This is a genomic window from Polaromonas sp. P4_F6, from assembly GCF_056401275.1.
In genome coordinates, this window is sequence record NZ_JBFUJQ010000003.1 from 285815 (window position 1) to 305974 (window position 20160).

The window sequence follows — 20160 nt, forward strand, 5'->3', positions numbered from 1 at the left end:
TAGCCCTATTACATCCATAGACTGGGTTTTTACACAGGTAATGCGAACCAACCATGACCATGACCACCCTGCCCAATCCCCTGGACCCGTCCCAATTGAACGACGGGCGGCACGACTTCAACTTCATCGCGGGGCGCTGGCTGGTCAGCAACAAGCGGCTCAAAAAGCGCCTGGCGGGCTGCACCGACTGGGAACGTTTTGAGGCCGTGCAGGACGGCGCGCTGCTGCTCGGCGGCCTGGGCAATATGAACGACCTGGTCGTGGACGGCAAACAAACCCTGGGCATGTCGCTGCGCTTTTTCAGCCCGCAGACCCGGCTCTGGAGCATTTACTGGGTTAGCCACAGCGACGGCCTGATGCAGCCGCCGGTGATGGGCGCGTTTGTGGACGGCACGGGCCGCTTTGAGGGCCACGACAGCCATGAAGGCCGGCCGGTGCGGGTGCGCTTTACCTGGTCGGGCATCACGCCCATCCGCGCCCGCTGGGAGCAGGCATTCTCCGAGGACGGCGGCCGCCACTGGGAAACCAACTGGGTGATGGACCTGGCCCGGCCCGCCTATTCCGCATTGCGCTAGGAGGGCCGGCCATGGAGCAGTTCACCCACCTCTGGCTGTTTTTCCTGATGGTGCTGGGCATCATCATCCTGCCCGGTATGGACATGGCCTTTGTGATGGCCAGCTCGCTGACCGGCGGGCGCCGCGCCGGCCTGTTCGCGGTCGGCGGCATCGTGGCCGGCGGCGCCTGCCACGTGGCAGCCGGCGCGCTGGGGCTGGGCATTGTGCTCAAGCTGGTGCCCGGTATGGTCCATGTGATGCTTGTCGCGGGCAGCCTCTACATCGCGTGGATAGGCTGGTCGCTCACGCGCAGCCACTCGGTGTTCGGCGGCCTGCCGGCGCTGCAGGAAAGCCCGCCATGGCGCACCCTCCGGCAGGCCGCGCTGACCTGCCTGCTGAATCCCAAGGCCTATTTGTTCATGCTGGCGATTTTTCCGCAGTTCCTGCGGCTGGAATACGGCTCGCTGTGGATACAGGCGCTGGCGCTGGGCCTCATCATCGCGCTGACCCAGACCGGCGTGTATGGCTCGCTGGCGCTGGCCGCCGCCGGCGCGCGCCAGTGGCTGGCCGACCGGCCGGGCGCCAGCGTGGTGATGGCGCGCACCGTGGGCGTCGTGCTGATTGTGTGCGCCGGTTTCACGGCCTGGCAGGGCTGGCGGCAGTTCTAGGATTATTCAGGGCTTGCCGCCCTCGGGCCAGGGCGGGCCCTTGAGTTCCACGGTGTTGCCTTCGGGGTCGTTGAGGTAGATCGAAGGCCCCTCGCCCTCGGCGCCATAGCGCGATTCCACCTCGCCCGCCTCAACGCCATGGGCCGCCAGGTGGCGGCGAATCACGTCGGCATCAAAGGGCTCGACGCGAAAGCAGACATGGTCGACATTGCGGCCTTCCTTTCCCGGCGCCGCGCCGCCGGCCTTGCCCAGCGGGCCGTCCACCGGCACCAGGTCCACCAATGAGCGGCCGGCGCGCAGCTGCACCAGGCCGATGGCGTCCTGCCGGCGCTCCAGGCTGCAGCCCAGCACCTGCTGGTAAAAGCGCAGCATGCCCATGAGGTCGCTGACCCGCAGGACGATGTGGTCGATGTCGCGAATACGGATCATGGCAAAGGCGGCTCCTGAGAATCGGTGCCCGATTCTGGCACGCGGACCCAAACCCCGCAGCTGCAAGGGCTCGCGGCTGCCGCTACCATGGCCGCCATGAATGCTCCCTCCCAATTCCTCTTCCTGGCCACCTCCACGCGTGAACCCGGCGCGCTGGGCAACACCGAATGGCTGGCCCGGCAGGCCGCCGCGGCGCTGCCGGCCGGCACGCCCCAGGCCTGGCTCCATTTGGCACGCATGCAAATGCCGCCGTTTGTAGACCAGCGCCACACCACGGGCCAGTACCCCATGCCCGAGGGCGACATGAAGATCCTGCTGGACGCGACCCTGGCCGCCACCGACATCGTCTTCGTGGCCCCGGTCTACTGGTACAGCATCCCGGCGCCGCTGAAAATCTACCTGGACCACTGGAGCGCCTGGATGCGCGTGCCCGGCCTGCCCTTCAAGGAAGAGATGGCGAAAAAGACGCTGCGGCTGGTCACCACCAGCGGCGACCGCGCCAAGGCCCAGCCCATGATCGACTCCATCCGCCTGTGCGCGCAATTCATGGCCATGAACTACGGCGGCGAACTCTGGGGCAAGGGCGGGCCGCCCGATGCCGTCAAGGCCGATACGGCGGCGCTGGCGCAGGCCGCCAGCTTTCTGGCAGCCTGAAGGCTGGTCGAAGCCGCTTCAAGTGGCCTTCTCCTACAGGGCCTGATTTTCCGGGCTGACAGGGCCGGCGCGGCGGGACACGCAGAGTCGTTCCATGACCCCAAAAAACACGCCCCTGAACAGCCGCGCGCAACCCGCCTCCAGCAAAGGCATGCCGGCGAAAGACCCGCGTGCACAAGGTTCGCGTCCCGGCCAGCAGGGCACCCCGAAGGACGGCGCCGTCGAGTCCAGCCTGGAACTGCCGCACGAGCGCGACCAGGCGGTGGACATGACGAATGCCAAGCCCGACCCGGTCGTCGAGCAGGCGGGGCGCGACCTGAAGCGCGGCGTGAAAGACACCAGCAAAAGCGTGGAAATGGACCGCGCCTACAAAAAGCTCGGGTCCTAGCGCCATCCCTGCATTTGCGGATGGCGCGCATGCGCCTCCAGCCCTGCTGATCGACAACCGCACCATTTGCGCTGTTCCCGGCCGCGCCGCCCTGCAAGGCATTGCCGGTTTCAATTTGATTGGAAATGATCAAATATTTCGTTATGATGAATTAGTTTGTAAATTTATATACATTTAATTCAGCTCAGCCCTGATGGCCACATTTCCCGGCAACCCCTCGATGGCACAGCGTATTGGGCGTTTGCTGCCGACGCTGACGCGCTCCCACCGGCAGATGGCCGACTATGTGCTGGCCCACCCCCTGCAAGCAGCAACCATGCCCATCGACGAGCTGGCCGCCACGCTGGGGGTTTCCGTGGCCACCGCCAACCGCTTCGCCCGGGCGCTGGAATTTGAGGGCTACCCGCAGTTCCGCGCCGCGCTGGTGCTGGGCTTCGAAGCCACACTGGCCCCGGTCGAAAAGCTGCGCAACAAGCTGGAGCACTCCGCCACGGTGGCCGACGTGTTTGCCTCCGCGCTGGCGCAAAGCCAGCGCAACATCGAGCTGACGCGGCAAGCGCTGGATGCCCAGAGCTGCGAACAGGCGGTAGCGGCCATCCTGAAGGCACGGCGCATCTACATTGCCGGCTTTGGCAGCAGCAGCTGGCTGGGCGGTTTGCTGCAGCGATCGCTGGACCCTTACTGCGACAACGTCCAGCTGCTGGCCAGCGTGGAAAGCTCCTCTTACGGCGCGCGCCTGCTGGCGCGCCTGAAGCCTGAGGACCTGCTGATCGCCATCGCCTACCCGCGCTATTTCAGCGACACGATCTTGCTGGCGCGCCGCGCGCACGACGCCGGTGTGCCGGTGCTGGCGCTGACCGACCGCGTGACATCGCCGCTGGCGCCGCTGGCCAGCGTCGCGCTCTACGCCCACACCGAGAGCCAGTATTTCGCCAATTCCGAGGCCACCGTACTGGCGCTGATCGAGGCCTTGTGCAGCGCGGTCGCCCACAGCGCCAAAGACTCGCTCAAGGCGGCGACACAGCTGGCCGAGTCGGTGCTGCCCTGGCTGCACGGCAACCATGCCAGCCGGCTGCGCGCCGATGCCGACGCCGCGGCGCCCGCCCCTCGCAAAGCCCGCACCCCACCCAAATCGCCAAAGGTTTCCAAGTGACACGGCCCCAGCCCATTCCCCTTATCGCCATCCACGGCGGCGCCGGCACCATGAGCCGCAGCCACATCAGCGCGGAACAAAACGCGGCGTACCACGCCGCCCTGCAGGCCATCCTGCGGCCCGCGCAGCAGCTGCTGGCCGGCGGCGGCCGCGCACTGGATGCGGTCAGCCTGGCGGTGGAACTGCTCGAAGACTGCCCGCTTTTTAATGCCGGGCACGGCGCCGTCTTCACCCACGACGAAACCCATGAACTCGACGCAGCCGTGATGGACGGCGCCACCTTGCGCGCCGGCGCGGTGGCCTGCGTGAACCGCGTGCGCCGCCCGGTGCGCGCGGCGCGCGCCGTGATGGAGCGCAGCGCGCACGTGCTGCTGGTGGGGGCCGGTGCCGAGGCCTTCGCCGAGGAGTGCGGGCTCGAAATGGTCTCGCCCGATTATTTTTCGACCGAGGCCCGCCGCGAGCAGTTGCGGCGCGCGCTCGCGACCGACGCGGCCGTGCTGGACCACGACGGCGCGGCCCTGGCCTTCCGCTCAGGCACGGCCGCCGCCGCGCCCCTGGACGAAGGCCGCAAGCTGGGCACCGTGGGCGCCGTGGCCCTGGACGCGCAAGGCAACCTGGCCGCCGCCACCTCCACCGGCGGCATGACCAACAAGCGCGCCGGCCGCGTGGGCGACTCGCCCCTGATAGGCGCCGGCACCTATGCCGACAACCGCACGGCGGCGATTTCCTGCACCGGCACCGGTGAAATGTTCATACGCACCGCGGCAGCCTACGACATCTGCGCGCGCATGGCCTATGCCGGCATGCCGCTGGACGCGGCCGCCCGGGAAGTGGTCATGAAGGTGCTGCCCGCCATAGGCGGGCGGGGCGGCCTGATCGCCGTCGATGCGCAGGGCAAGCTGAGCCTGCCCTTCAACACCGAAGGCATGTACCGCGGCTGGGCCCGCGTGGGCGAGGCGCCGGTGAGCGCCATTTACGCCGACGCCGTCGAGGGATTCTCCGCATGAGCGCCCAGCCCGGCCGCCAGCGCGTGATCGAGGTCAGCGACCTCAGCGTGAGTTTTGCCAGCGAGCAGCGCACCGTGCACGCGGTGCGCAATCTCGGCTTTCACGTGGACGCCGGGGAGACGCTGGCCATCGTGGGTGAATCGGGTTCCGGCAAATCGGTGTCCTCGCTGGCCCTGATGCGCCTGGTGGAGCAAGGCGGCGGACGCCTGGGCAGCGACAGCCGCATGTGGCTGACGCGCCGCAACGGCGAGCGTCTGGACCTGGCGCGCGCTTCGCAGTCGCAGATGCGCAGCCTGCGCGGGGCCGACCTCGCCATGGTGTTCCAGGAGCCCATGACCTCGCTCAACCCGGTGTTCACGGTGGGCGAGCAGATCGCCGAATCGATACGCCTGCACCAGGGACTTTCGCGCCAGGCGGCGCTGGCCGAGGCGCTGCGCATGCTGGACCTGGTCCGCATCCCGGAAGCCAAAAACGTGCTGGGCCGCCATCCGCACCAGCTGTCGGGCGGAATGCGCCAGCGCGTGGTGATCGCCATGGCGCTGGCCTGCAAGCCCACGCTGCTGATCGCCGACGAGCCGACCACGGCGCTGGACGTGACCATCCAGGCGCAGATTCTCGCGCTGATCCAGCAACTGCAGCGCGAACTCGCCATGGCGGTGATCTTCATCACCCACGACATGGGCGTGGTGGCCGAAATCGCCGACCGCGTGCTCGTGATGTACCGCGGCGACAAGGTGGAGGAAGGCGACTGCGCCACCCTGTTTGCCAGGCCGCAGCAGCCCTACACCCAGGCCTTGCTGGCGGCCGTGCCCAGGCTGGGCGCCATGCATGGGCAGGATTTGCCGGCGCGCTTCGCGGTGCCGGGCGCGCCGCTGCAAGATAACGGCCAGCCCCTCAGCGCCGCCAGCACCGTGCGCAACGACCTGCCGCCCGTGCTCAAGGTGCAGGACCTGGTCACGCGTTTTCCGCTGGCGGGCGGCCTGCTCGGCCGCGTGCGCCGGCAGGTGTATGCGGTGGAGCAGCTCAGCTTCGAACTCAAGGCCGGCGAAACCCTGTCGCTGGTGGGTGAATCCGGTTGCGGAAAATCCACCACCGGCCGCTCGCTGGCACGGCTGCTCGAATTCAACAGCGGGCAGGTCGAGGTCGCGGGGCGCGACATTTCGGCGCTCAAGGGCCGGGCCCTGCAGGCGCTGCGCCGCGACATCCAGTTCGTCTTCCAGGACCCTTTCGCCTCGCTCGATCCGCGGCTGACCATAGGCTATTCGGTCATGGAGCCCATGCTGATCCACAAGCTCGCCTCGCCCAAGGAGGCCGAGGAGCGCGTGCGCTGGCTGCTGGGCAAGGTGGGCCTGCCGGCCGAGGCGGCCCATCGCTACCCGCACGAATTCTCCGGCGGGCAGCGCCAGCGCGTGGCGATCGCGCGGGCACTGGCGCTCAACCCCAAGGTGGTGATCGCCGACGAGGCGGTGTCGGCGCTGGACGTGTCGATTCGCGCGCAGATCATCAACCTGATGCTGGACCTGCAGCAGGAGTTCGGCGTCGCCTTCCTGTTCATCTCGCACGACATGGCGGTGGTCGAGCGCATCAGCCACCGCGTGGCCGTGATGTACCTGGGCCAGATCGTGGAGATCGGCCCGCGCCGCGCCGTGTTCGAGAACCCGCAGCACGCCTACACCCGGCGCCTGCTGGCGGCCGTTCCGGTCGCCGACCCGGCGCGCCGCAGCGCCGTGCGCGAGCTCATGGCCGATGAGATTCCCAGCCCCATACGCGCCGTGGGCGACGCGCCGCAAGTCGCGCCGCTGCACCAGGTGGCGCCGGGGCATTTTGTCGCGCGGCATTCGGTGGGAGGCCCTTATTGAGCACCCTCATTGCCCTCCTCCCGCCTTCACCTTTCCGCCTCCCGTGTCTGCCCCTCGTTTCGCCCCTAGGAGTTTTTTCATGAAGAATCGTCTTTCCACCCTCACCGCCGCGCTGGCCGGCATCATCGGCCTGATGGGCCTTGCCGCGCCGGCCCATGCCGCCAAGGACGTGGTCGTTGCCGTCCAGTCCAATTTCACCAGCACCGATCCCTATGATTCCAACGACACGTTGTCGCAAGCCATGGCCAAGTCCTTCTACCAGGGGCTGTACGGTTTCGACAAGGACATGAAGATGGTGCCGGTGCTGGCCGAGAGCCATACCGTGAGCAAGGACGGCCTGGTCTACACCTTCAAGCTCAAGTCCGGCATCAAGTTCCATGACGGCACGCCCTTCAACGCCGAGGCCGTGAAGGTCAATTTCGACCGCGTCACCAACCCCGACAACAAGCTCAAGCGCTACAACCTCTACAAGAACATCGCCAAAACCGAAGCGGTGGACGCCAGCACCGTGCGCGTGACGCTCAAGGAGCCCTTCTCGCCCTTCATCAACACGCTGGCCCATCCCTCGGGCGTGATGATTTCGCCCGCGGCGCTGGCCAAGTACGGCAGCAAGGGCATCGCGCAAAACCCCGTGGGCACCGGGCCCTTCAAGTTCGTCGAGTGGAAGGCCACCGACTACCTGAAGGTCGCCAAGTGGGAAGGCTACTGGAAGAAGGGCTACCCCAAGGTGGACAGCATCACCTGGCGCCCGGTGGTGGACAACAACACGCGTGCGGCCATGATGCAGACCAACGAGGCCCACTTCGCCTTCCCCATGCCGCCCGAGACGGTGGAAAGCCTGTCGAAGAAGCCCAGCCTGGAAGTGACGAGCGCGCCCTCCATCATCCACCGCTACCTCTCGATGAACACGCTGCAAAAGCCCTTCGACAATCCGAAGGTGCGTGAGGCCATCAACTACGCGATCAACAAGGAAGCCCTGGTCAAGGTGGCCTTCTCGGGCTACGCGATTCCCGCCGAAGGCGTGGTGCCGCACGGCGTGGAATACGCCGCCAAGCTGGGTCCCTGGCCCTACAACCCGGCCAAGGCGCGCGAGCTGCTGAAGGAAGCCGGCTATCCCAACGGTTTCGAAAGCACCTTGTGGTCGGCCTACAACTACACCACGGCGCAGAAGGTGATCCAGTTCGTGCAGCAGCAACTGGCCCAGGTCGGCGTCAAGGTGCAGGTGCAGGCGCTGGAAGCCGGCCAGCGCGTGGAGCGCGTGGAAAGCGCGCAGGACCCCGCGACGGCGCCGGTGCGCATGTACTACGTGGGCTGGTCCTCGTCCACCGGCGAAGCCGACTGGGCGCTGCGCCCCCTGCTGGCCTCCGAGTCCCTGCCGCCCAAGATGTTCAACACCGCCTACTACAAGAATGCTGAAGTGGACGCCGACATCGCCAAGGCGCTGGTCACCACCAGCAGCGCGGAAAAAGCCAGGCTGTACACCGACGCCCAGCAGCGCATCTGGAAAGACGCACCCTGGGTTTTCCTGGTCACCGAACGCGTGCTGTCGGTGCGTGCGCGCAACCTGGCCGGCTTTTACGTAGCCCCGGACGGCAGCTTCAACTTCGACGAAGTCGAACTCAAGTAATCCCGGCCGCGCCAGCCTCAGCCCACCTAGCCTCTTCGACCTTCCCAAGAAGCACGCCTTCGCATGACTCTCTACCTTCTCAAGCGCCTGCTGGGCCTGCTGCCGACGCTGCTGATCGTGGCCGTGCTGGTGTTCCTGTTCGTGCACCTGCTGCCCGGCGACCCGGCGCGCCTGGCCGCCGGGCCCGACGCGGGCCCCGAAACCGTGGAGCTGGTGCGCCGCGACCTGGGGCTGGACCTGCCGATACCGCAGCAGTTCGTGCGCTTTTTCAGCCACGCGCTGCAAGGCGACTTCGGCCTGTCCATACGCACCAAGCGGCCCGTGGCCACGGAGATCGCGGAGCGTTTTGCGCCCACCTTCTGGCTCACCATCGCGGCCATGGGGTGGTCGGTGCTGCTGGGCCTGGTGCTGGGCATGGTGTCGGCGGTGTGGCGCAACCGCTGGCCCGACCGGCTGGGCATGTCACTGGCGGTTTCGGGCATTTCGTTTCCCTCGTTCGCGCTGGGCATGCTGCTGATGCAGTTTTTTTCGGTGCAGCTGGGCTGGCTGCCCACCGTCGGGGCCGACTCGTGGCGCCACTACATCCTGCCCTCCCTCACGCTGGGCGCGGGCGTGGCGGCCGTGATGGCGCGCTTTACGCGCAGCTCCTTCATCGACATCCTCAAGGAAGACTACGTGCGCACCGCGCGCGCCAAGGGCCTCACTGAAACCGTGGTGGTGGTCAAGCACGCGCTGCGCAACGCGCTGATCCCGGTGGTCACCATGATGGGCCTGCAGTTCGGCTTCCTGCTGGGCGGCTCCATCGTCGTCGAGGTGGTCTTCAACTGGCCCGGCATGGGCCGGCTGCTGGTCGACGCGGTGGAGATGCGCGACTATCCCGTGATCCAGGCGCTGGTCCTGCTGTTCTCGCTCGAATTCATCCTGATCAACCTGGTGGTGGACATGCTCTACGCCGTCATCAACCCGACCATCCGTTTCAAGTGAACACCACCGAATCCCCCAGCACCGCCGCCGCGAACGAAGCGCCGCTTCCCGACAGCGCGCAGCTCTCCGTGCGCACGCCCGCCGCCGAGTTCTGGCGCAAATTCAAGAAGCAGCGCGTGGCCCTGGCGGCCGCCGGTTTTGTGCTGCTGCTGGTGCTGGTGGCGGTGCTCGCGCCCTGGCTGAGCCCTTTTGACGCGGAGAATTTTTTCGACTACGACGCCCTGAACGCGCCGCCCTCGGCCAGGCACTGGTTCGGCGTGGACGCGCTGGGCCGCGACATCTTCAGCCGCATCCTGATGGGCGCGCGCATCTCGCTGGCCGCGGGCCTGGTCTCGGTGGCCGTGGGCGCCGTGATCGGCACGCTGCTGGGCTTGCTGGCCGGCTATTACGAAGGCTGGTGGGACCGCATTGTCATGCGCATGTCCGACGTGCTGTTTGCCTTTCCCGGCATTCTGCTGGCCATCGGCATCGTCGCCATCCTGGGCAACGGCATGATCAACGTGATCATGGCCGTGGCCGTGTTCAGCGTGCCGGCGTTTGCGCGCCTGGTGCGCGGCAATGTGCTGTCGCTCAAGCACCAGACCTACATCGAGGCGGTGCGCTCCATAGGCGCACCCGACTCGGTCATCATGCTGCGCCACCTGCTGCCGGGCACGGTGTCCTCGGTGGTGGTCTACCTGACCATGCGCATAGGCACCTCCATCATCACGGCTGCCAGCCTCTCCTTCCTGGGCCTGGGCGCGCAGCCGCCCACGCCGGAATGGGGCGCCATGCTCAACGAGGCGCGCGCCGACATGCTCAACGCGCCGCATATCGCGCTGTTCCCCAGCCTGGCCATCTTCCTGACCGTGCTGGCTTTCAACCTGCTGGGCGACGGCCTGCGCGATGCGCTGGACCCGAAAATTGACCGCCAGTAAGCGGAGCAGGGTTTGCTGACGCCACGCCACCTGCTGCCCCACATCGGCAGCCTGCCGCACGGGCAGCGCAATGCCATCACCGACGTCGCCGGCGTGAGCGTCGGCCATTGCACGCTGGACGCGGGCGAGGTGCAGACCGGCGTGACCGTGGTGCGCCCGCACGGCGGCGACCTGTTCCGCGACCGCGTCCCGGCCGCAGCCGTCGTGCTCAACGGCTTCGGCAAAAGCGTGGGCCTGCTGCAGATCGAGGAACTCGGCGTGCTGGAAACGCCGATCGCGCTCACCAATACCTTTTCGGTCGCCGCCGTGGCCACCGCGCAAATCCGGCAGTGCATGGCCGCCAATCCCGAAACAGGGCGCGGCCTGCCCACCGTCAACCCGCTGGTGTTCGAGTGCAACGACGGTTTTCTCAACGACATCCAGCGCATGGCGGTCACGGAGCAGCACTACCTGCAGGCCTGCGAGCAGGCCGGCGTCGAGGTCGAAGAAGGTTCGGTCGGCGCGGGACGCGGCATGTCCAGCTTCGGGCTCAAGGGCGGCGTGGGCACGGCCTCGCGCCGCGTGGCGGCCGCCGGGGGCGGCGAGCACACCGTGGGTGCGCTGGTGCTGGCCAACTACGGCCAGCTGCCGCAACTGGTCCTGGCCGGGCAGGCCCTGGGCGCGCGGCTTGCGGCACAGCATACGCAAGCAGCAGAACCCGAAAAAGGCTCCATCATTCTGCTCATCGCCACCGACGCGCCGCTGGACGCGCGCCAGCTGCGCCGGCTGGCCCTGCGCGCCGGCGCCGGGCTGGCGCGCACCGGCTCGGTGTTCGGCCACGGCAGCGGCGACATCGCGCTGGCGTTTTCCACCGCCTATACCGTGCCGCAGCAAACCAGCAGGCCCATGCCGGCCCTGGCCATGCTGCACGACGGCCTGATAGACCCGCTGTTCCAGGCCGTGGCCGACAGCACCGAGCAGGCCATCCTCCATGCCCTTTGGCAGGCCCGCGCCGTCACCGGCCGCGGCGGCCACCAGCGCCGCGCGCTGGCCGAACTGCTGCCCGGCTGGCCTTCTTCATCCTCCTTTTCACCTTCTGCGGATTACCCATGAAAGTCCTGATCTCCACCGACATCGAAGGCGTGGCCGGCGTTTTCCACCACGAACAGGTGCGCGCCGGCAATCCCGAGTACGAACGCGCCCGCCTGCTGATGGCGCACGAGGCCAACGCCGCCATTGCCGGTGCCTTCGACGCGGGCGCCACCGAGGTGCTGGTCAACGATTCGCACGGGAGTTTTCGCAACATGCCGCCGGAGCTGCTGGATGCGCGCGCCCAGGCCGTCATGGGCAAGCCGCGCTACCTGAGCATGATGGCCGGTGTCGACGACGGCGTGGATGCCGTCTGCATGGTCGGCTACCACTCGCGCGCGCAGGGCCGCGGCATCCTGGCGCATACCATCAACAGCTTCGCCTTTGCGCGCGTGTATTTCAACGGCCTTGAACTGGGCGAAGCCGGCATTTACGGCGCGCTGGCCGGCGAGTACGGCGTGCCGGTGGTGATGGCCAGCGGCGACGACGTGTTCATCGAGGAGCACCGCCCGCTGTTTCCGCATGCCACCTTTGTGCAGACCAAGCGGGCCACCGGCCAGACCAGCGGCATCAGCCTGTCCCCGGCCCAGGCCTGCGCGGCCATACGCGTCGGCGTGGCCGCCGCGCTGGCGCAGCGCGGCCCGGCCCGCCCTTATGTGCTGGCGGGCCCGATCGCCGTGCGCATCCAGACCCAGTCGCCGGCGCTGGCCGACCTGTTTTGCCAGTGGCCCACCTTGCGGCGGCTGGAGGGGGATGAAGTGGGCTTTGATGCGCCCACCGTGGAAGCCGCGGTGCGCATGGTCAACAGCCTGTCGGCCATGTCCAGCATACTGCGCTAGGCGCGGCTTACTGCCCTAGGGCACGCGCGGCGCGTGTTCCGCGCCCTGCCCCACCGCCCGTTCGCTCATCCAGCGCAGCAGGTCCAGCCACATCTGGCGCATCTCGGCATCGAGCGGCGTGCGGGTGGAGTTGGGCAGTTCTATGGTCACCACAGGCACGCCTTTGTGGATGCCGCCGTAATTGCCCAGCGAGCCCGGGAAGATGCCGACCTGGTCCAGGTAAAGCCGCCCCAGGCGCGAGGGCGGCACCGAGGGCCCGTCAAAGTCGAGCACACCGTATGGCGCATGGATGCTGACGATGAGCTGCGGCTTGAAGCTTTGCATCTGCTCGTGCAGAAAACGCGACTCAGGCTCCGACAGCGGCTTGGGCCCGGGCCAGCGGCGCGGGTCCTTGCCCGTGCGCTTTTCCCAGTAGACCTTGGCGTCGCGCTCCCAGTTGGGCGTGGGGAAGTTGCGGTTCAGGTCCACGCCGTGCGCGTTGACGCGGCGCGGCGGCGTGGACAGCACGCCGTCGGGGTTGAGCACCGGCACAAAACGCCAGTGGACCACCTGGGGCGCGTCCTGCGGCGGCTGCGCGGCCAGCTTGATCCAGTGCAGGGCCACCGCGCCCGAGGACAGCTCGTCGCCGTGGATGGCGCCCACCACCAGCACGCGCAGGCCGGCGTTGTCGGGCTTGATGTCGCGCACCCAAATCGCCTGTCCGTTGACGGAGCGCGCGCCCGTCGGCTGCAGCTGCGCCGCCTCGCAAAGGTCCCGCTTGATGTTCGGCAGTTTGGCCGCGTAGTCGGCGCAAGGCGAATCAGCCCGGGCACCGCCCGCTATTAAATAGGTAGCAAGCAGGCAGAGGGCAAAGCGGTGAAGCGGCATGCCCGCGAGTTTAACCGGCGCCGCCGCGGCCCCTGCCGTCCGCCCGCCTAAACCCTGACGCGAGTGGGCCGCGGCCGCATCAGTTAAATTAGCCTTCTATGCCGACCCCCGCCATACCTCGCCAAGCGAGCAGCCCCAGTTTTTCACAGCGGGAATTCCGGGCGTCTCTGGCCATGTTCGCCACCGGGGTCACCATCGTCACCGCGCGCACGCCGGCCGGCGTGCTGGTGGGCCTGACCGCCAACTCCTTCAATTCGGTGTCGCTGCAGCCGCCGCTGGTGCTCTGGAGCCTGGCGCGCGCGGCCGGCTCCATGGCCGCCTTGAGCACCGGCTCGCACTACGCGATCAACATCCTCGCGGCCGACCAGAAAGAGCTGGCCGAGCGTTTCGCCAGCGGGCGCGCCGACCGCTGGGACGGCGTGGCCTACAGCGAAGGCGCCAGCGGCGCGCCGCTGCTGGACGGCGCGGCCGCGCACTTTGAATGCTTTAACCGCAGCCGCTATGAAGAAGGCGACCACGTGATCTTCGTCGGCGAGGTCGAGCGCTGCGGCCACCGCGCGGGCGCCTCGCCGCTGCTGTTCCATGGCGGCAGGTTTTATACCGAGCATCCGCTGTAGATCACGAGAAGGCGACGGCCGCGGCCGCCGCTTCCAGGCTCCCGCCAGTTTCCCCAGGTCCTTCACGATGACACGCAAGACCCATCTCGACACCCTCGCCATGTCCCTGCTGCTGGGCTGCTGCCTGTTCTGGGGCCTGCAGCAGGTGCTGATCAAGGCCACCATCAGCGAGATCCCGCCCATGTTCCAGGCCTCGCTGCGCCTGGTGGGCGCCACGGCGCTGCTGTGGCTGTGGTGCCTGTGGCGCAAGATCCCGCTGTTCAGCCGCGACGGCTCGCTCAAGGCCGGCCTGCTGGCCGGCGCCCTGTTCGGCGCGGAGTTCGCCTGCATTTATGTGGGCCTGCAATACACCAGCGCTTCCCGCCTCACGGTGTTTTTGTACACCTCGCCCTTCTGGGTCGCGGCGCTGGTGCCGCTGTGGGTCAAGTCCGAACGGCTGCGCGGCCTGCAGTGGCTGGGCCTGCTGTGCGCGTTTGCCGCCGTGGTGTTCGCGCTGCGCGAAGGCTTTACCGGCGACCATGCCTCGACCGCGCGCGGCGACCTGCTGGCATTGGCCGCCGGCATGCTGTGGGGCCTGACCACGGTGGTGATACGCGCCACCCAGCTGGTCAAGATTTCCGCCGAAAAACTGCTGTTCTACCAGCTGGCCGTGAGCGCCACCGTGTTTCCCTTGCTGTCGCTCTACCTGGGCGAGCAATGGTCCTGGCAGTTCAGCCCGTTTGCCATCACCTCGCTGCTGCTGCAGACAGTGATAGGCGCGTTCGCCAGCTACCTGGCCTGGATGTGGATGCTGGGGCGCTACCCGGCCACCAAGGTTTCGGTGTTTGTGTTTTTCACGCCGCTGTTCGCGCTGCTGTTCGGCGCGCTGTGGCTCAAGGAAAGCGTGACCACCGGCCTGCTGGTGGCGCTGGCCACCGTGGCGGCCGGCATCGTGCTGGTCAACCGCAAGCCCGCTGGCGCATAATTTTTCGGCATGACACCCCACCCACGCATCCCCGGCCATCGCTTCCTCCATTCACCGGGCCCCACGCGGGTGCCCGACGAGGTGATGGACGCGATGCGAAGGCAGCCCATGGACATGGGCGACCCGCGGCTGGAGCGTGTGATCCAGGCCTGCGAAACCGGGCTCAAGGCGCTGCTGCAAACCGACAAGGCAGACGTCTTCATGTATACCTGCAACGGCCACGGTGCCTGGGAGGCGGTGATCGCCAACCTGCTCGCGCCGGGGCAGCAGGTGCTGGTCGCCGGCACCGGGCATTTTTCCGAATCCTGGGCCGTGCAGGCCGAGGCCATGGGTGCCAAAGTGCTGCGCACTCCCTGGCGGGAGGGCTACCCGATTGATGTGCCCGCGATTGAAGCCGCCCTGCGCGCAGACACCGCGCATGCCATCGTCGCCGTGTTTGTGGTGCATACCGACACCGCCAGCGGCATGACCAGCGAGCTCGCCAAAGTCCGGCAGGCGCTGGACGCCGCGGGCCATCCCGCGCTGATGGTGGTGGACGTGGTGGCCTCGCTGGGCGCGGCGCCCTTTGCCATGGATGCGCTGGGCGCCAACGTCGTGCTGGGCGCCTCGCAAAAAGGCCTGATGGTGCCGCCCGGCCTGGCCTTTGTCGCCGCCGATGCCGCCGCGATGAAGGTGGCCGCGGCCAACCCGACACCCCGGTTTTACTGGGACTGGGCGCGGCGGCAAAGCCCGCTGAGCTACCGCAAGTTCTGCGGCACGCCGCCGCAAACCCTGCTCTTCGGCCTGGAGGCCGCGCTGGGGCTGATCTTTCATGAAGGCCTTGAACAGGTCATTGCCCGCCACCGGCTGATCGCCGGCGCCGTGCATGCCGCCGTCCAGGCCTGGAGCGAAGGCGGCGCGCTGGGGTTTTTTGTGCGCGAACCGGCGGCGCGCTCGGTCTCCGTCACCACGGTGGCGGTGGCTGAGGGCATGGATCCCGAGGCCATGCGTACGGTCGCGCGCGAGCAATTTCAGGTCGCGATTGCGGGCGGCCTGGGCCCGCTGGCGGGACGCACGTTTCGAATAGGCCACCTGGGCGACATGAACCCGGCCATGATCCTGGGCTGCCTGGCCGGTGTGGAAGCGGCCATGCGGGTGCAGGGCATTCCCTTCGGCAACGGCGTGCAACATGCCGTCGCGGCGCTCGCCGCAAAGCGCTGATCCCGGAGTCGCTCACAAAACCCAGCGAAGCGGTCCTGGCTAGGCGCGTCGCCGCAGACAGTGCTTAGGGCCTGTGAGCCCTGTGTTTGCAAGATGCGTTGCGAGTCAAAAAGGCCTTGGGCAAGGCGCAAAACGCAGGCGGGGCGAGCCCCGTCAAGGCTTTGCAACGCCGCGCAAGGCCTTTTTGATCGCAACCCGAAGGGAATGGGGTGAAAACGGCGCCACTCGGCGTTGCGCTTCTCACCCAGACTGCCGGTCTGGGATTCGTCGCGCGCCTTGATTGGCGCCGTTTTCACCCCATTCGCATTTGCAAACACAGGGCTCACAGGCCCTGGCACGGCAAGGCGGCGCAACAACGCCAGGAGGGTTTTTGAGCGACTCTACTGGGAGGCGGTGATGCCGCCGTCGAGATACAGCACCTGTCCGGTAACGAAGCGAGAGGCGGGCGCCGCAAAAAACACCGCCGCGCCGGCCACGTCCTGCGGGTCGGCCACGCGGCCCAGCGGAATGCGCGCCAGCACCTGTTTGTGTGCCTCGGGGTTTTCCAGCCAGTGGCGTGCCATCTCGGTCTGCACCACCGTGGGCGCGATGCCGTTGACGGTGATGCCGTGCGGTGCCAGTTCGCTCGCGTGCTGGCGTATCAGCATGACCAGGCCGCCCTTGCTGCTGCTGTAGGCCGAATAACCGCGGCCGCGCAACCCAAGCTGCGCGCGCACCGAGAGCAGATGCACCTGCGCGCCGCCGCGCCCGCCTTCAATCTGTTTTTTGGCCGCGGCCTGCGCGAGAAACATCGCGGCCTTGAGGTTGACCTGCAGCACTTCGTCAAAAGCCTCTTCGGTGACTTCGAGCAAGGCTTGCTCGCGCTGCATGCCGACACAGTTCACCAGGATGTCCAGGCCGCCCCATTGCGCGGCCACTGCGTCGACCGACGCCTGTATCTGAGGCACCGAGTGCGCGTCCATGGCCAGGCCCAGGGCCTCATGGCCCGCCGCCCGCAGCGCCGACGCCACGGCTTGCGCCTTGGCCTCATCGCGGCCCGACACCGCGACGCGCGCGCCGGCGATGGCCAGGCCCCAGGCAATGGCTTCGCCAATGCCGCCGTAGCCGCCGGGCACATAGGCGGTCTTGCCGCGCAGGTCAAACAAACCTGTCAGCGCAGTGCTGAAATCAATCCGGGGTGTGATGCTCATGGATGGCGAAATTGTGGGCGCAAAGCGGGTTGCCGGCGAAAGGGCTTTCCCTGCCTCCTGGGGCCGGCCCTAGTCCATCAGCAGGCCGCCATTAAGGTCAATGATCTCGCCCGTGATAAAGCCCGACAGCGGCGAAGCCAGGAAGCGCACCACATGGGCAAACTCCTCGGGCTCGCAAAAGCGGCCGATGGGGATGTCTTTCAGCAGCTTCTGGCGCTGCTCTTCGTTGAGCTGTTCGGTGATCATCGGCGTCCTGACATAAGCCGGCGCGACGGCGTTGGCCGTGACGCCAAAGGGCGCAAGCTCGCGCGCCAGCGAAAAGGTCAGCGAGCTCATCGCGCCCTTGGACACCGAGTAGGCCGTGCCCGCCGTCAGCCCACCGGTCTTGGCCGCCAGCGAGCTGGTGTTGATGATGCGGCCGAAGCGCCGCGCCTTCATGGCCGGCACCACCTGCTGTGCGAGGTAAAAAGCGCCGTCCAGGTTGGCCCCCAGCACGCGGCGCCACTCACCGGCCTCGGTGGCCTCGACCTTGTTGTTGGAAAGAATGCCGGCATTGTTGACCAGGATGTCGACAGGCCCCCAGGCCTTGACAATGAGTGCATGGCCGTCGCTCACGGCAGTGGGGTCGCTGATGTCAAACGAAAACGGCAGGGCGCGCGGCCCGAGCTCATCGGCCAGCGCGCGGTTGCGCTCCTGGCTCACATCGACCATCGCGACCTTGCAACCATCCTCCAGCAAGGCCTTGACGACGGCCAGGCCCATGGTGCCGGCCGCACCGGTGACCAGCGCGACTTTGTCTTGCAGCGGTTTCATTCAAATAACTTTCTGCGGTAAGCAGTGACTGAGCGACTCAAGCATCGAGCACGCTTTTCTTTCCGAAGAGGCCGCGCGAGCGAAAGGTAACCACGGCGATAAACAACAAATACATGGACATCAGCGACCACTCCGACGCATACGAGCCGGTAAGCCCCACCACCATGCCCACCATCAGCCCGGCAATCACCGCACCCCACAACGAACCGACGCCGCCCAGCACAATGATCAGGAAGGCCGGCACCACCGCGTCCACACCCACATGCGGACGTATGCCCCAGATGGGCGCCATGACCACACCGGCAATGGCCGCCAGCGCCACGCCGAGGCCGAACACAAAAAGGCGCAGGCGCGAAAGGTTGATGCCCAGGGCGCGCACCATTTCGCTGTCGTGCGCGCCGGCCTTGATGATGGCGCCGTAGGGCGTCTTCTGCAAAAACAACCAGAGCAGCACAATCATCAGGATGGCAAAGCCGCTGGCGAAGAAGCGGTACCTGGAATACACCAGGTCGCCCATCAGGAAGGCGCCTGAGATCGCCTCCGGCAGCATCAGCTGCTTTTCCGACGAACCCCAGACCACACGTATGCCCTCTTCAATCACCAGCGCGGCGCCGAAAGTCAGAAGCAGCCCGTAGAGCGGGTCGCGGCCGTAGGTGCGCCGCATGCACAACTCCAGCAGCATGCCGAAGATGCCGACCAGGATGGGCGCAAAAATCAGCGCCACCCCGTAGCGCGTACCCAGCGGCAGGCTCATGTACCAGGCCTGCAGATTGGGAAACATGCCCAGTTGCGGCGCGATGAGGAACAGCGCGAAATACATGCCCAGCGCGAACAGCGAGCCGTGCGCCAGGTTGATGGTTTCCATCACCCCCACGATGAGCATAAAGCCCAGCGCGATGAGCGCGAACAGCAGGCCCAGCGAGATGCCATTGACGAGGTGCGGAACGAGCTGAAGCAGGAAATCCATGTCGGCCTTGAAAGAGGGTGGGCGGCTGGGCGCTCAGACTTCGTAGCTGGGTGTGGCGTCGTAGCTCTCGAGCTTGCAGGCGCCCGCGGCATCCTTGTCCTGCACGTCCTTGGGATCGGCCTGCGTGAGGATCTTGAAGATGTCGTCTTTCTCGGCGGGCTGGTCGTTGTAGGTCGCCATATAAATGGTTTGCTGGCACTGGTGGGTGACCGGGTCCATCCAGGCGTCGTAATGCTGCAGGCGGTCGGCCGCGCTCATCTTGCGGCCTTCGAGCTTCTTGATGACCGCGATGTTGTTGGTGGTGCCGGCTTCCTCCGCGCAGCGCAGCAGTTCGCGCGTGGCCATATAGCTGTTGTGGTACACATTGCCCGGCACGCGTATCGCCATGCCCGGGAACTGCTTCTGGTAGGCCGCAACGAACTCCTTCACGCCGGGCAGGTTCAGGCGCCAGTACCAGGTGGTGCCGAAGACGCCGAAGATGGCCTCGGGGCCCAGGCCGTAGACATCGGGCCAGTCCTGCTGGTTGTTGATCCAGGCCATGCTCTGGTTCATCTTGAGCTGCACCACCTGCTGGCGCAGCGCCTTGATGTCGTCGCCGCCCACGGCCGTGGCCACCACGTTGGGTTTGAGCTGCTGCAGCTTGAGCAGGTAGGACGAGAAGTCGCGGGTGTTCTGGGGTACCAGCAGTTCCTCCACGATCTTTCCGCCGTTGGCCTCCACGATGGCGCGCGTTGCCTTCGATGTGGTGTGGCCCCACACATAGTCGTTGGTCAGCAGCACCCAGTTCTTGCCGCTGGCCTTGATGGCGTTCTTGACGATGGCGTTGGAGAAATTGGTGCCGTTGCCGTCCCAGACGAACTTGGTGCGATGGCAGTCCTTGCCGGCTTCGGTCGGGCTGCTGGAGTTGGTGTTCAAAAACACGGTGCCGTATTTCTGCGCCACCTGCGAGATCGCGTTGGACACACCCGAATGCACCGCGCCTATCAGGAAGGCCGCCTCGTTGCGCGTGATCATGCGCTCGGCCACGCGCGAGCCGGTGGCCGGCGTGGTTTCGGTGTCGATGTGGATGGCCTCTATGCGCCGGCCCAGCACGCCGCCCTTGTCGTTGAACTCCTTGATGGCCATCATCGCGCCCAGGCGTTCTTCAGCACCCGAGGCCGCGTACAAGCCCGAGGCGTCCATGGTCAGGCCAATGGTCAGCGGCTTTTTCTGGCCGGTCTGCGCCCAGGCGTGGTTGTGCTTCCAGGGGCCCATAAAGGGCGCCGCGCCGTACAGGCCCGCGCCCACCAGCGCCAGGCTGGAGTGCTTGAGCAGCGCGCGGCGCGAGGTGGCCGCGGCTTCGGGTTGGGATTCGGGGGCTGCGTCCTTGTTATTGATCTCGCTCATGGTTTTGTC

General features: G+C 66.9%; 21 protein-coding genes. 15 read left to right on the plus strand and 6 right to left on the minus strand.

Annotated elements, in window-relative coordinates:
- Positions 1-53 precede the first annotated feature (53 nt).
- Positions 54-575 (plus strand): hypothetical protein, encoded by a 522-nt coding sequence (locus tag AC1DUN_RS10770; protein WP_477713932.1) that lies wholly within the window; start codon positions 54-56, stop codon positions 573-575.
- Positions 576-586: 11 nt separating this feature from the next.
- The gene (locus tag AC1DUN_RS10775) at positions 587-1222 is read left to right on the plus strand and encodes a LysE family translocator (protein WP_477713933.1); all 636 of its coding nucleotides are present in this window, start codon (positions 587-589) and stop codon (positions 1220-1222) included.
- Positions 1223-1228: 6 nt separating this feature from the next.
- Here AC1DUN_RS10775 and AC1DUN_RS10780 read toward each other — a convergent pair whose 3' ends face one another.
- Complete coding sequence (locus AC1DUN_RS10780) at positions 1229-1651, minus strand: VOC family protein (protein WP_477662591.1); 423 nt, start codon at positions 1649-1651, stop codon at positions 1229-1231.
- Between the two features lie 87 nt (positions 1652-1738).
- Between AC1DUN_RS10780 and AC1DUN_RS10785 the strand changes: the two genes are divergently transcribed.
- From AC1DUN_RS10785 to AC1DUN_RS10830, 10 genes are all read left to right on the plus strand, one after another.
- Positions 1739-2305 carry an NAD(P)H-dependent oxidoreductase gene (locus AC1DUN_RS10785; protein WP_477713934.1) on the plus strand — a complete coding sequence of 189 codons (567 nt, stop codon included), beginning with the start codon at positions 1739-1741 and terminating at the stop codon, positions 2303-2305.
- A gap of 94 nt (positions 2306-2399) precedes the next feature.
- The gene (locus AC1DUN_RS10790; RefSeq protein ID WP_477713935.1) at positions 2400-2693 is read left to right on the plus strand and encodes a hypothetical protein; all 294 of its coding nucleotides are present in this window, start codon (positions 2400-2402) and stop codon (positions 2691-2693) included.
- Between the two features lie 193 nt (positions 2694-2886).
- Positions 2887-3846 (plus strand): MurR/RpiR family transcriptional regulator, encoded by a 960-nt coding sequence (locus AC1DUN_RS10795; protein ID WP_074578400.1) that lies wholly within the window; start codon positions 2887-2889, stop codon positions 3844-3846.
- 50 nt (positions 3847-3896) lie between these two features.
- Positions 3897-4853: an isoaspartyl peptidase/L-asparaginase family protein gene (locus AC1DUN_RS10800; protein ID WP_477714093.1), complete on the plus strand. Its 957-nt coding sequence runs from the start codon at positions 3897-3899 to the stop codon at positions 4851-4853.
- Positions 4850-6712: a dipeptide ABC transporter ATP-binding protein gene (locus tag AC1DUN_RS10805; protein ID WP_477713936.1), complete on the plus strand. Its 1863-nt coding sequence runs from the start codon at positions 4850-4852 to the stop codon at positions 6710-6712. The genes AC1DUN_RS10800 and AC1DUN_RS10805 overlap by 4 nt, the downstream gene beginning before the upstream one ends.
- Before the next feature lie 79 nt (positions 6713-6791).
- Positions 6792-8339: a glutathione ABC transporter substrate-binding protein GsiB gene (gsiB, locus tag AC1DUN_RS10810; protein ID WP_477662596.1), complete on the plus strand. Its 1548-nt coding sequence runs from the start codon at positions 6792-6794 to the stop codon at positions 8337-8339.
- Between the two features lie 63 nt (positions 8340-8402).
- On the plus strand, positions 8403-9323 hold the full coding sequence (gene gsiC, locus AC1DUN_RS10815) for a glutathione ABC transporter permease GsiC (protein ID WP_074578408.1): 921 nt from the start codon (positions 8403-8405) through the stop codon (positions 9321-9323).
- Positions 9320-10240, plus strand: coding sequence for a glutathione ABC transporter permease GsiD (gene gsiD / locus AC1DUN_RS10820; protein WP_477713937.1), 921 nt, complete (start codon positions 9320-9322; stop codon positions 10238-10240). Before gsiC ends, gsiD begins: the two co-directional genes overlap by 4 nt.
- Before the next feature lie 15 nt (positions 10241-10255).
- A complete protein-coding gene (locus AC1DUN_RS10825; protein WP_477714094.1) occupies positions 10256-11332 on the plus strand; it encodes a DmpA family aminopeptidase in 1077 nt (358 codons plus the stop codon).
- The gene (locus tag AC1DUN_RS10830; protein WP_477713938.1) at positions 11329-12147 is read left to right on the plus strand and encodes a M55 family metallopeptidase; all 819 of its coding nucleotides are present in this window, start codon (positions 11329-11331) and stop codon (positions 12145-12147) included. Before AC1DUN_RS10825 ends, AC1DUN_RS10830 begins: the two co-directional genes overlap by 4 nt.
- Positions 12148-12162: 15 nt before the next feature.
- Here the strand turns inward: AC1DUN_RS10830 and AC1DUN_RS10835 are convergent, their stop codons facing one another.
- Positions 12163-13014 carry a M14 family zinc carboxypeptidase gene (locus AC1DUN_RS10835; RefSeq protein ID WP_477713939.1) on the minus strand — a complete coding sequence of 284 codons (852 nt, stop codon included), beginning with the start codon at positions 13012-13014 and terminating at the stop codon, positions 12163-12165.
- 173 nt (positions 13015-13187) lie between these two features.
- Between AC1DUN_RS10835 and AC1DUN_RS10840 the strand changes: the two genes are divergently transcribed.
- The 3 genes from AC1DUN_RS10840 (at position 13188) to AC1DUN_RS10850 (ending at position 15795) form a co-directional block, all read left to right on the plus strand.
- A complete protein-coding gene (locus tag AC1DUN_RS10840; protein WP_477713940.1) occupies positions 13188-13631 on the plus strand; it encodes a flavin reductase family protein in 444 nt (147 codons plus the stop codon).
- A gap of 67 nt (positions 13632-13698) precedes the next feature.
- Positions 13699-14595: a DMT family transporter gene (locus AC1DUN_RS10845; RefSeq protein WP_477713941.1), complete on the plus strand. Its 897-nt coding sequence runs from the start codon at positions 13699-13701 to the stop codon at positions 14593-14595.
- Between the two features lie 9 nt (positions 14596-14604).
- Positions 14605-15795, plus strand: coding sequence for a pyridoxal-phosphate-dependent aminotransferase family protein (locus tag AC1DUN_RS10850; protein WP_477713942.1), 1191 nt, complete (start codon positions 14605-14607; stop codon positions 15793-15795).
- A 380-nt stretch (positions 15796-16175) separates the two neighbouring features.
- Here AC1DUN_RS10850 and AC1DUN_RS10855 read toward each other — a convergent pair whose 3' ends face one another.
- The 4 genes from AC1DUN_RS10855 to AC1DUN_RS10870 form a co-directional block, all read right to left on the minus strand.
- Positions 16176-16985: an SDR family NAD(P)-dependent oxidoreductase gene (locus tag AC1DUN_RS10855; RefSeq protein ID WP_477713943.1), complete on the minus strand. Its 810-nt coding sequence runs from the start codon at positions 16983-16985 to the stop codon at positions 16176-16178.
- 69 nt (positions 16986-17054) lie between these two features.
- A complete protein-coding gene (locus tag AC1DUN_RS10860; protein ID WP_477713944.1) occupies positions 17055-17798 on the minus strand; it encodes an SDR family NAD(P)-dependent oxidoreductase in 744 nt (247 codons plus the stop codon).
- 37 nt (positions 17799-17835) lie between these two features.
- Entirely contained in the window at positions 17836-18765 is a 930-nt protein-coding gene (locus AC1DUN_RS10865) for a branched-chain amino acid ABC transporter permease (RefSeq protein ID WP_477713945.1), read from the minus strand.
- A gap of 33 nt (positions 18766-18798) precedes the next feature.
- Positions 18799-20151: an ABC transporter substrate-binding protein gene (locus tag AC1DUN_RS10870; RefSeq protein ID WP_477713946.1), complete on the minus strand. Its 1353-nt coding sequence runs from the start codon at positions 20149-20151 to the stop codon at positions 18799-18801.
- Between the last annotated feature and the right edge of the window lie 9 nt (positions 20152-20160).

Excerpts from the sequence above, each read along its gene's own strand:
- AC1DUN_RS10860 (WP_477713944.1), bottom strand. The coding sequence starts at position 17,798 with ATGAAACCGCTGCAAGACAAAGTCGCGCTGGTCACCGGTGCGGCCGGC.
- AC1DUN_RS10845 (WP_477713941.1), top strand. The coding sequence starts at position 13,699 with ATGACACGCAAGACCCATCTCGACACCCTCGCCATGTCCCTGCTGCTG.
- AC1DUN_RS10795 (WP_074578400.1), top strand. The coding sequence starts at position 2,887 with ATGGCCACATTTCCCGGCAACCCCTCGATGGCACAGCGTATTGGGCGT.
- gsiC (WP_074578408.1), top strand. The coding sequence starts at position 8,403 with ATGACTCTCTACCTTCTCAAGCGCCTGCTGGGCCTGCTGCCGACGCTG.
- AC1DUN_RS10785 (WP_477713934.1), top strand. The coding sequence starts at position 1,739 with ATGGCCGCCATGAATGCTCCCTCCCAATTCCTCTTCCTGGCCACCTCC.
- AC1DUN_RS10840 (WP_477713940.1), top strand. The coding sequence starts at position 13,188 with ATGTTCGCCACCGGGGTCACCATCGTCACCGCGCGCACGCCGGCCGGC.
- AC1DUN_RS10855 (WP_477713943.1), bottom strand. The coding sequence starts at position 16,985 with ATGAGCATCACACCCCGGATTGATTTCAGCACTGCGCTGACAGGTTTG.
- AC1DUN_RS10865 (WP_477713945.1), bottom strand. The coding sequence starts at position 18,765 with ATGGATTTCCTGCTTCAGCTCGTTCCGCACCTCGTCAATGGCATCTCG.
- AC1DUN_RS10805 (WP_477713936.1), top strand. The coding sequence starts at position 4,850 with ATGAGCGCCCAGCCCGGCCGCCAGCGCGTGATCGAGGTCAGCGACCTC.
- AC1DUN_RS10800 (WP_477714093.1), top strand. The coding sequence starts at position 3,897 with ATGAGCCGCAGCCACATCAGCGCGGAACAAAACGCGGCGTACCACGCC.
- AC1DUN_RS10770 (WP_477713932.1), top strand. The coding sequence starts at position 54 with ATGACCATGACCACCCTGCCCAATCCCCTGGACCCGTCCCAATTGAAC.
- AC1DUN_RS10870 (WP_477713946.1), bottom strand. The coding sequence starts at position 20,151 with ATGAGCGAGATCAATAACAAGGACGCAGCCCCCGAATCCCAACCCGAA.
- AC1DUN_RS10780 (WP_477662591.1), bottom strand. The coding sequence starts at position 1,651 with ATGATCCGTATTCGCGACATCGACCACATCGTCCTGCGGGTCAGCGAC.
- AC1DUN_RS10835 (WP_477713939.1), bottom strand. The coding sequence starts at position 13,014 with ATGCCGCTTCACCGCTTTGCCCTCTGCCTGCTTGCTACCTATTTAATA.
- AC1DUN_RS10790 (WP_477713935.1), top strand. The coding sequence starts at position 2,400 with ATGACCCCAAAAAACACGCCCCTGAACAGCCGCGCGCAACCCGCCTCC.
- AC1DUN_RS10850 (WP_477713942.1), top strand. The coding sequence starts at position 14,605 with ATGACACCCCACCCACGCATCCCCGGCCATCGCTTCCTCCATTCACCG.
- AC1DUN_RS10775 (WP_477713933.1), top strand. The coding sequence starts at position 587 with ATGGAGCAGTTCACCCACCTCTGGCTGTTTTTCCTGATGGTGCTGGGC.
- AC1DUN_RS10830 (WP_477713938.1), top strand. The coding sequence starts at position 11,329 with ATGAAAGTCCTGATCTCCACCGACATCGAAGGCGTGGCCGGCGTTTTC.
- gsiB (WP_477662596.1), top strand. The coding sequence starts at position 6,792 with ATGAAGAATCGTCTTTCCACCCTCACCGCCGCGCTGGCCGGCATCATC.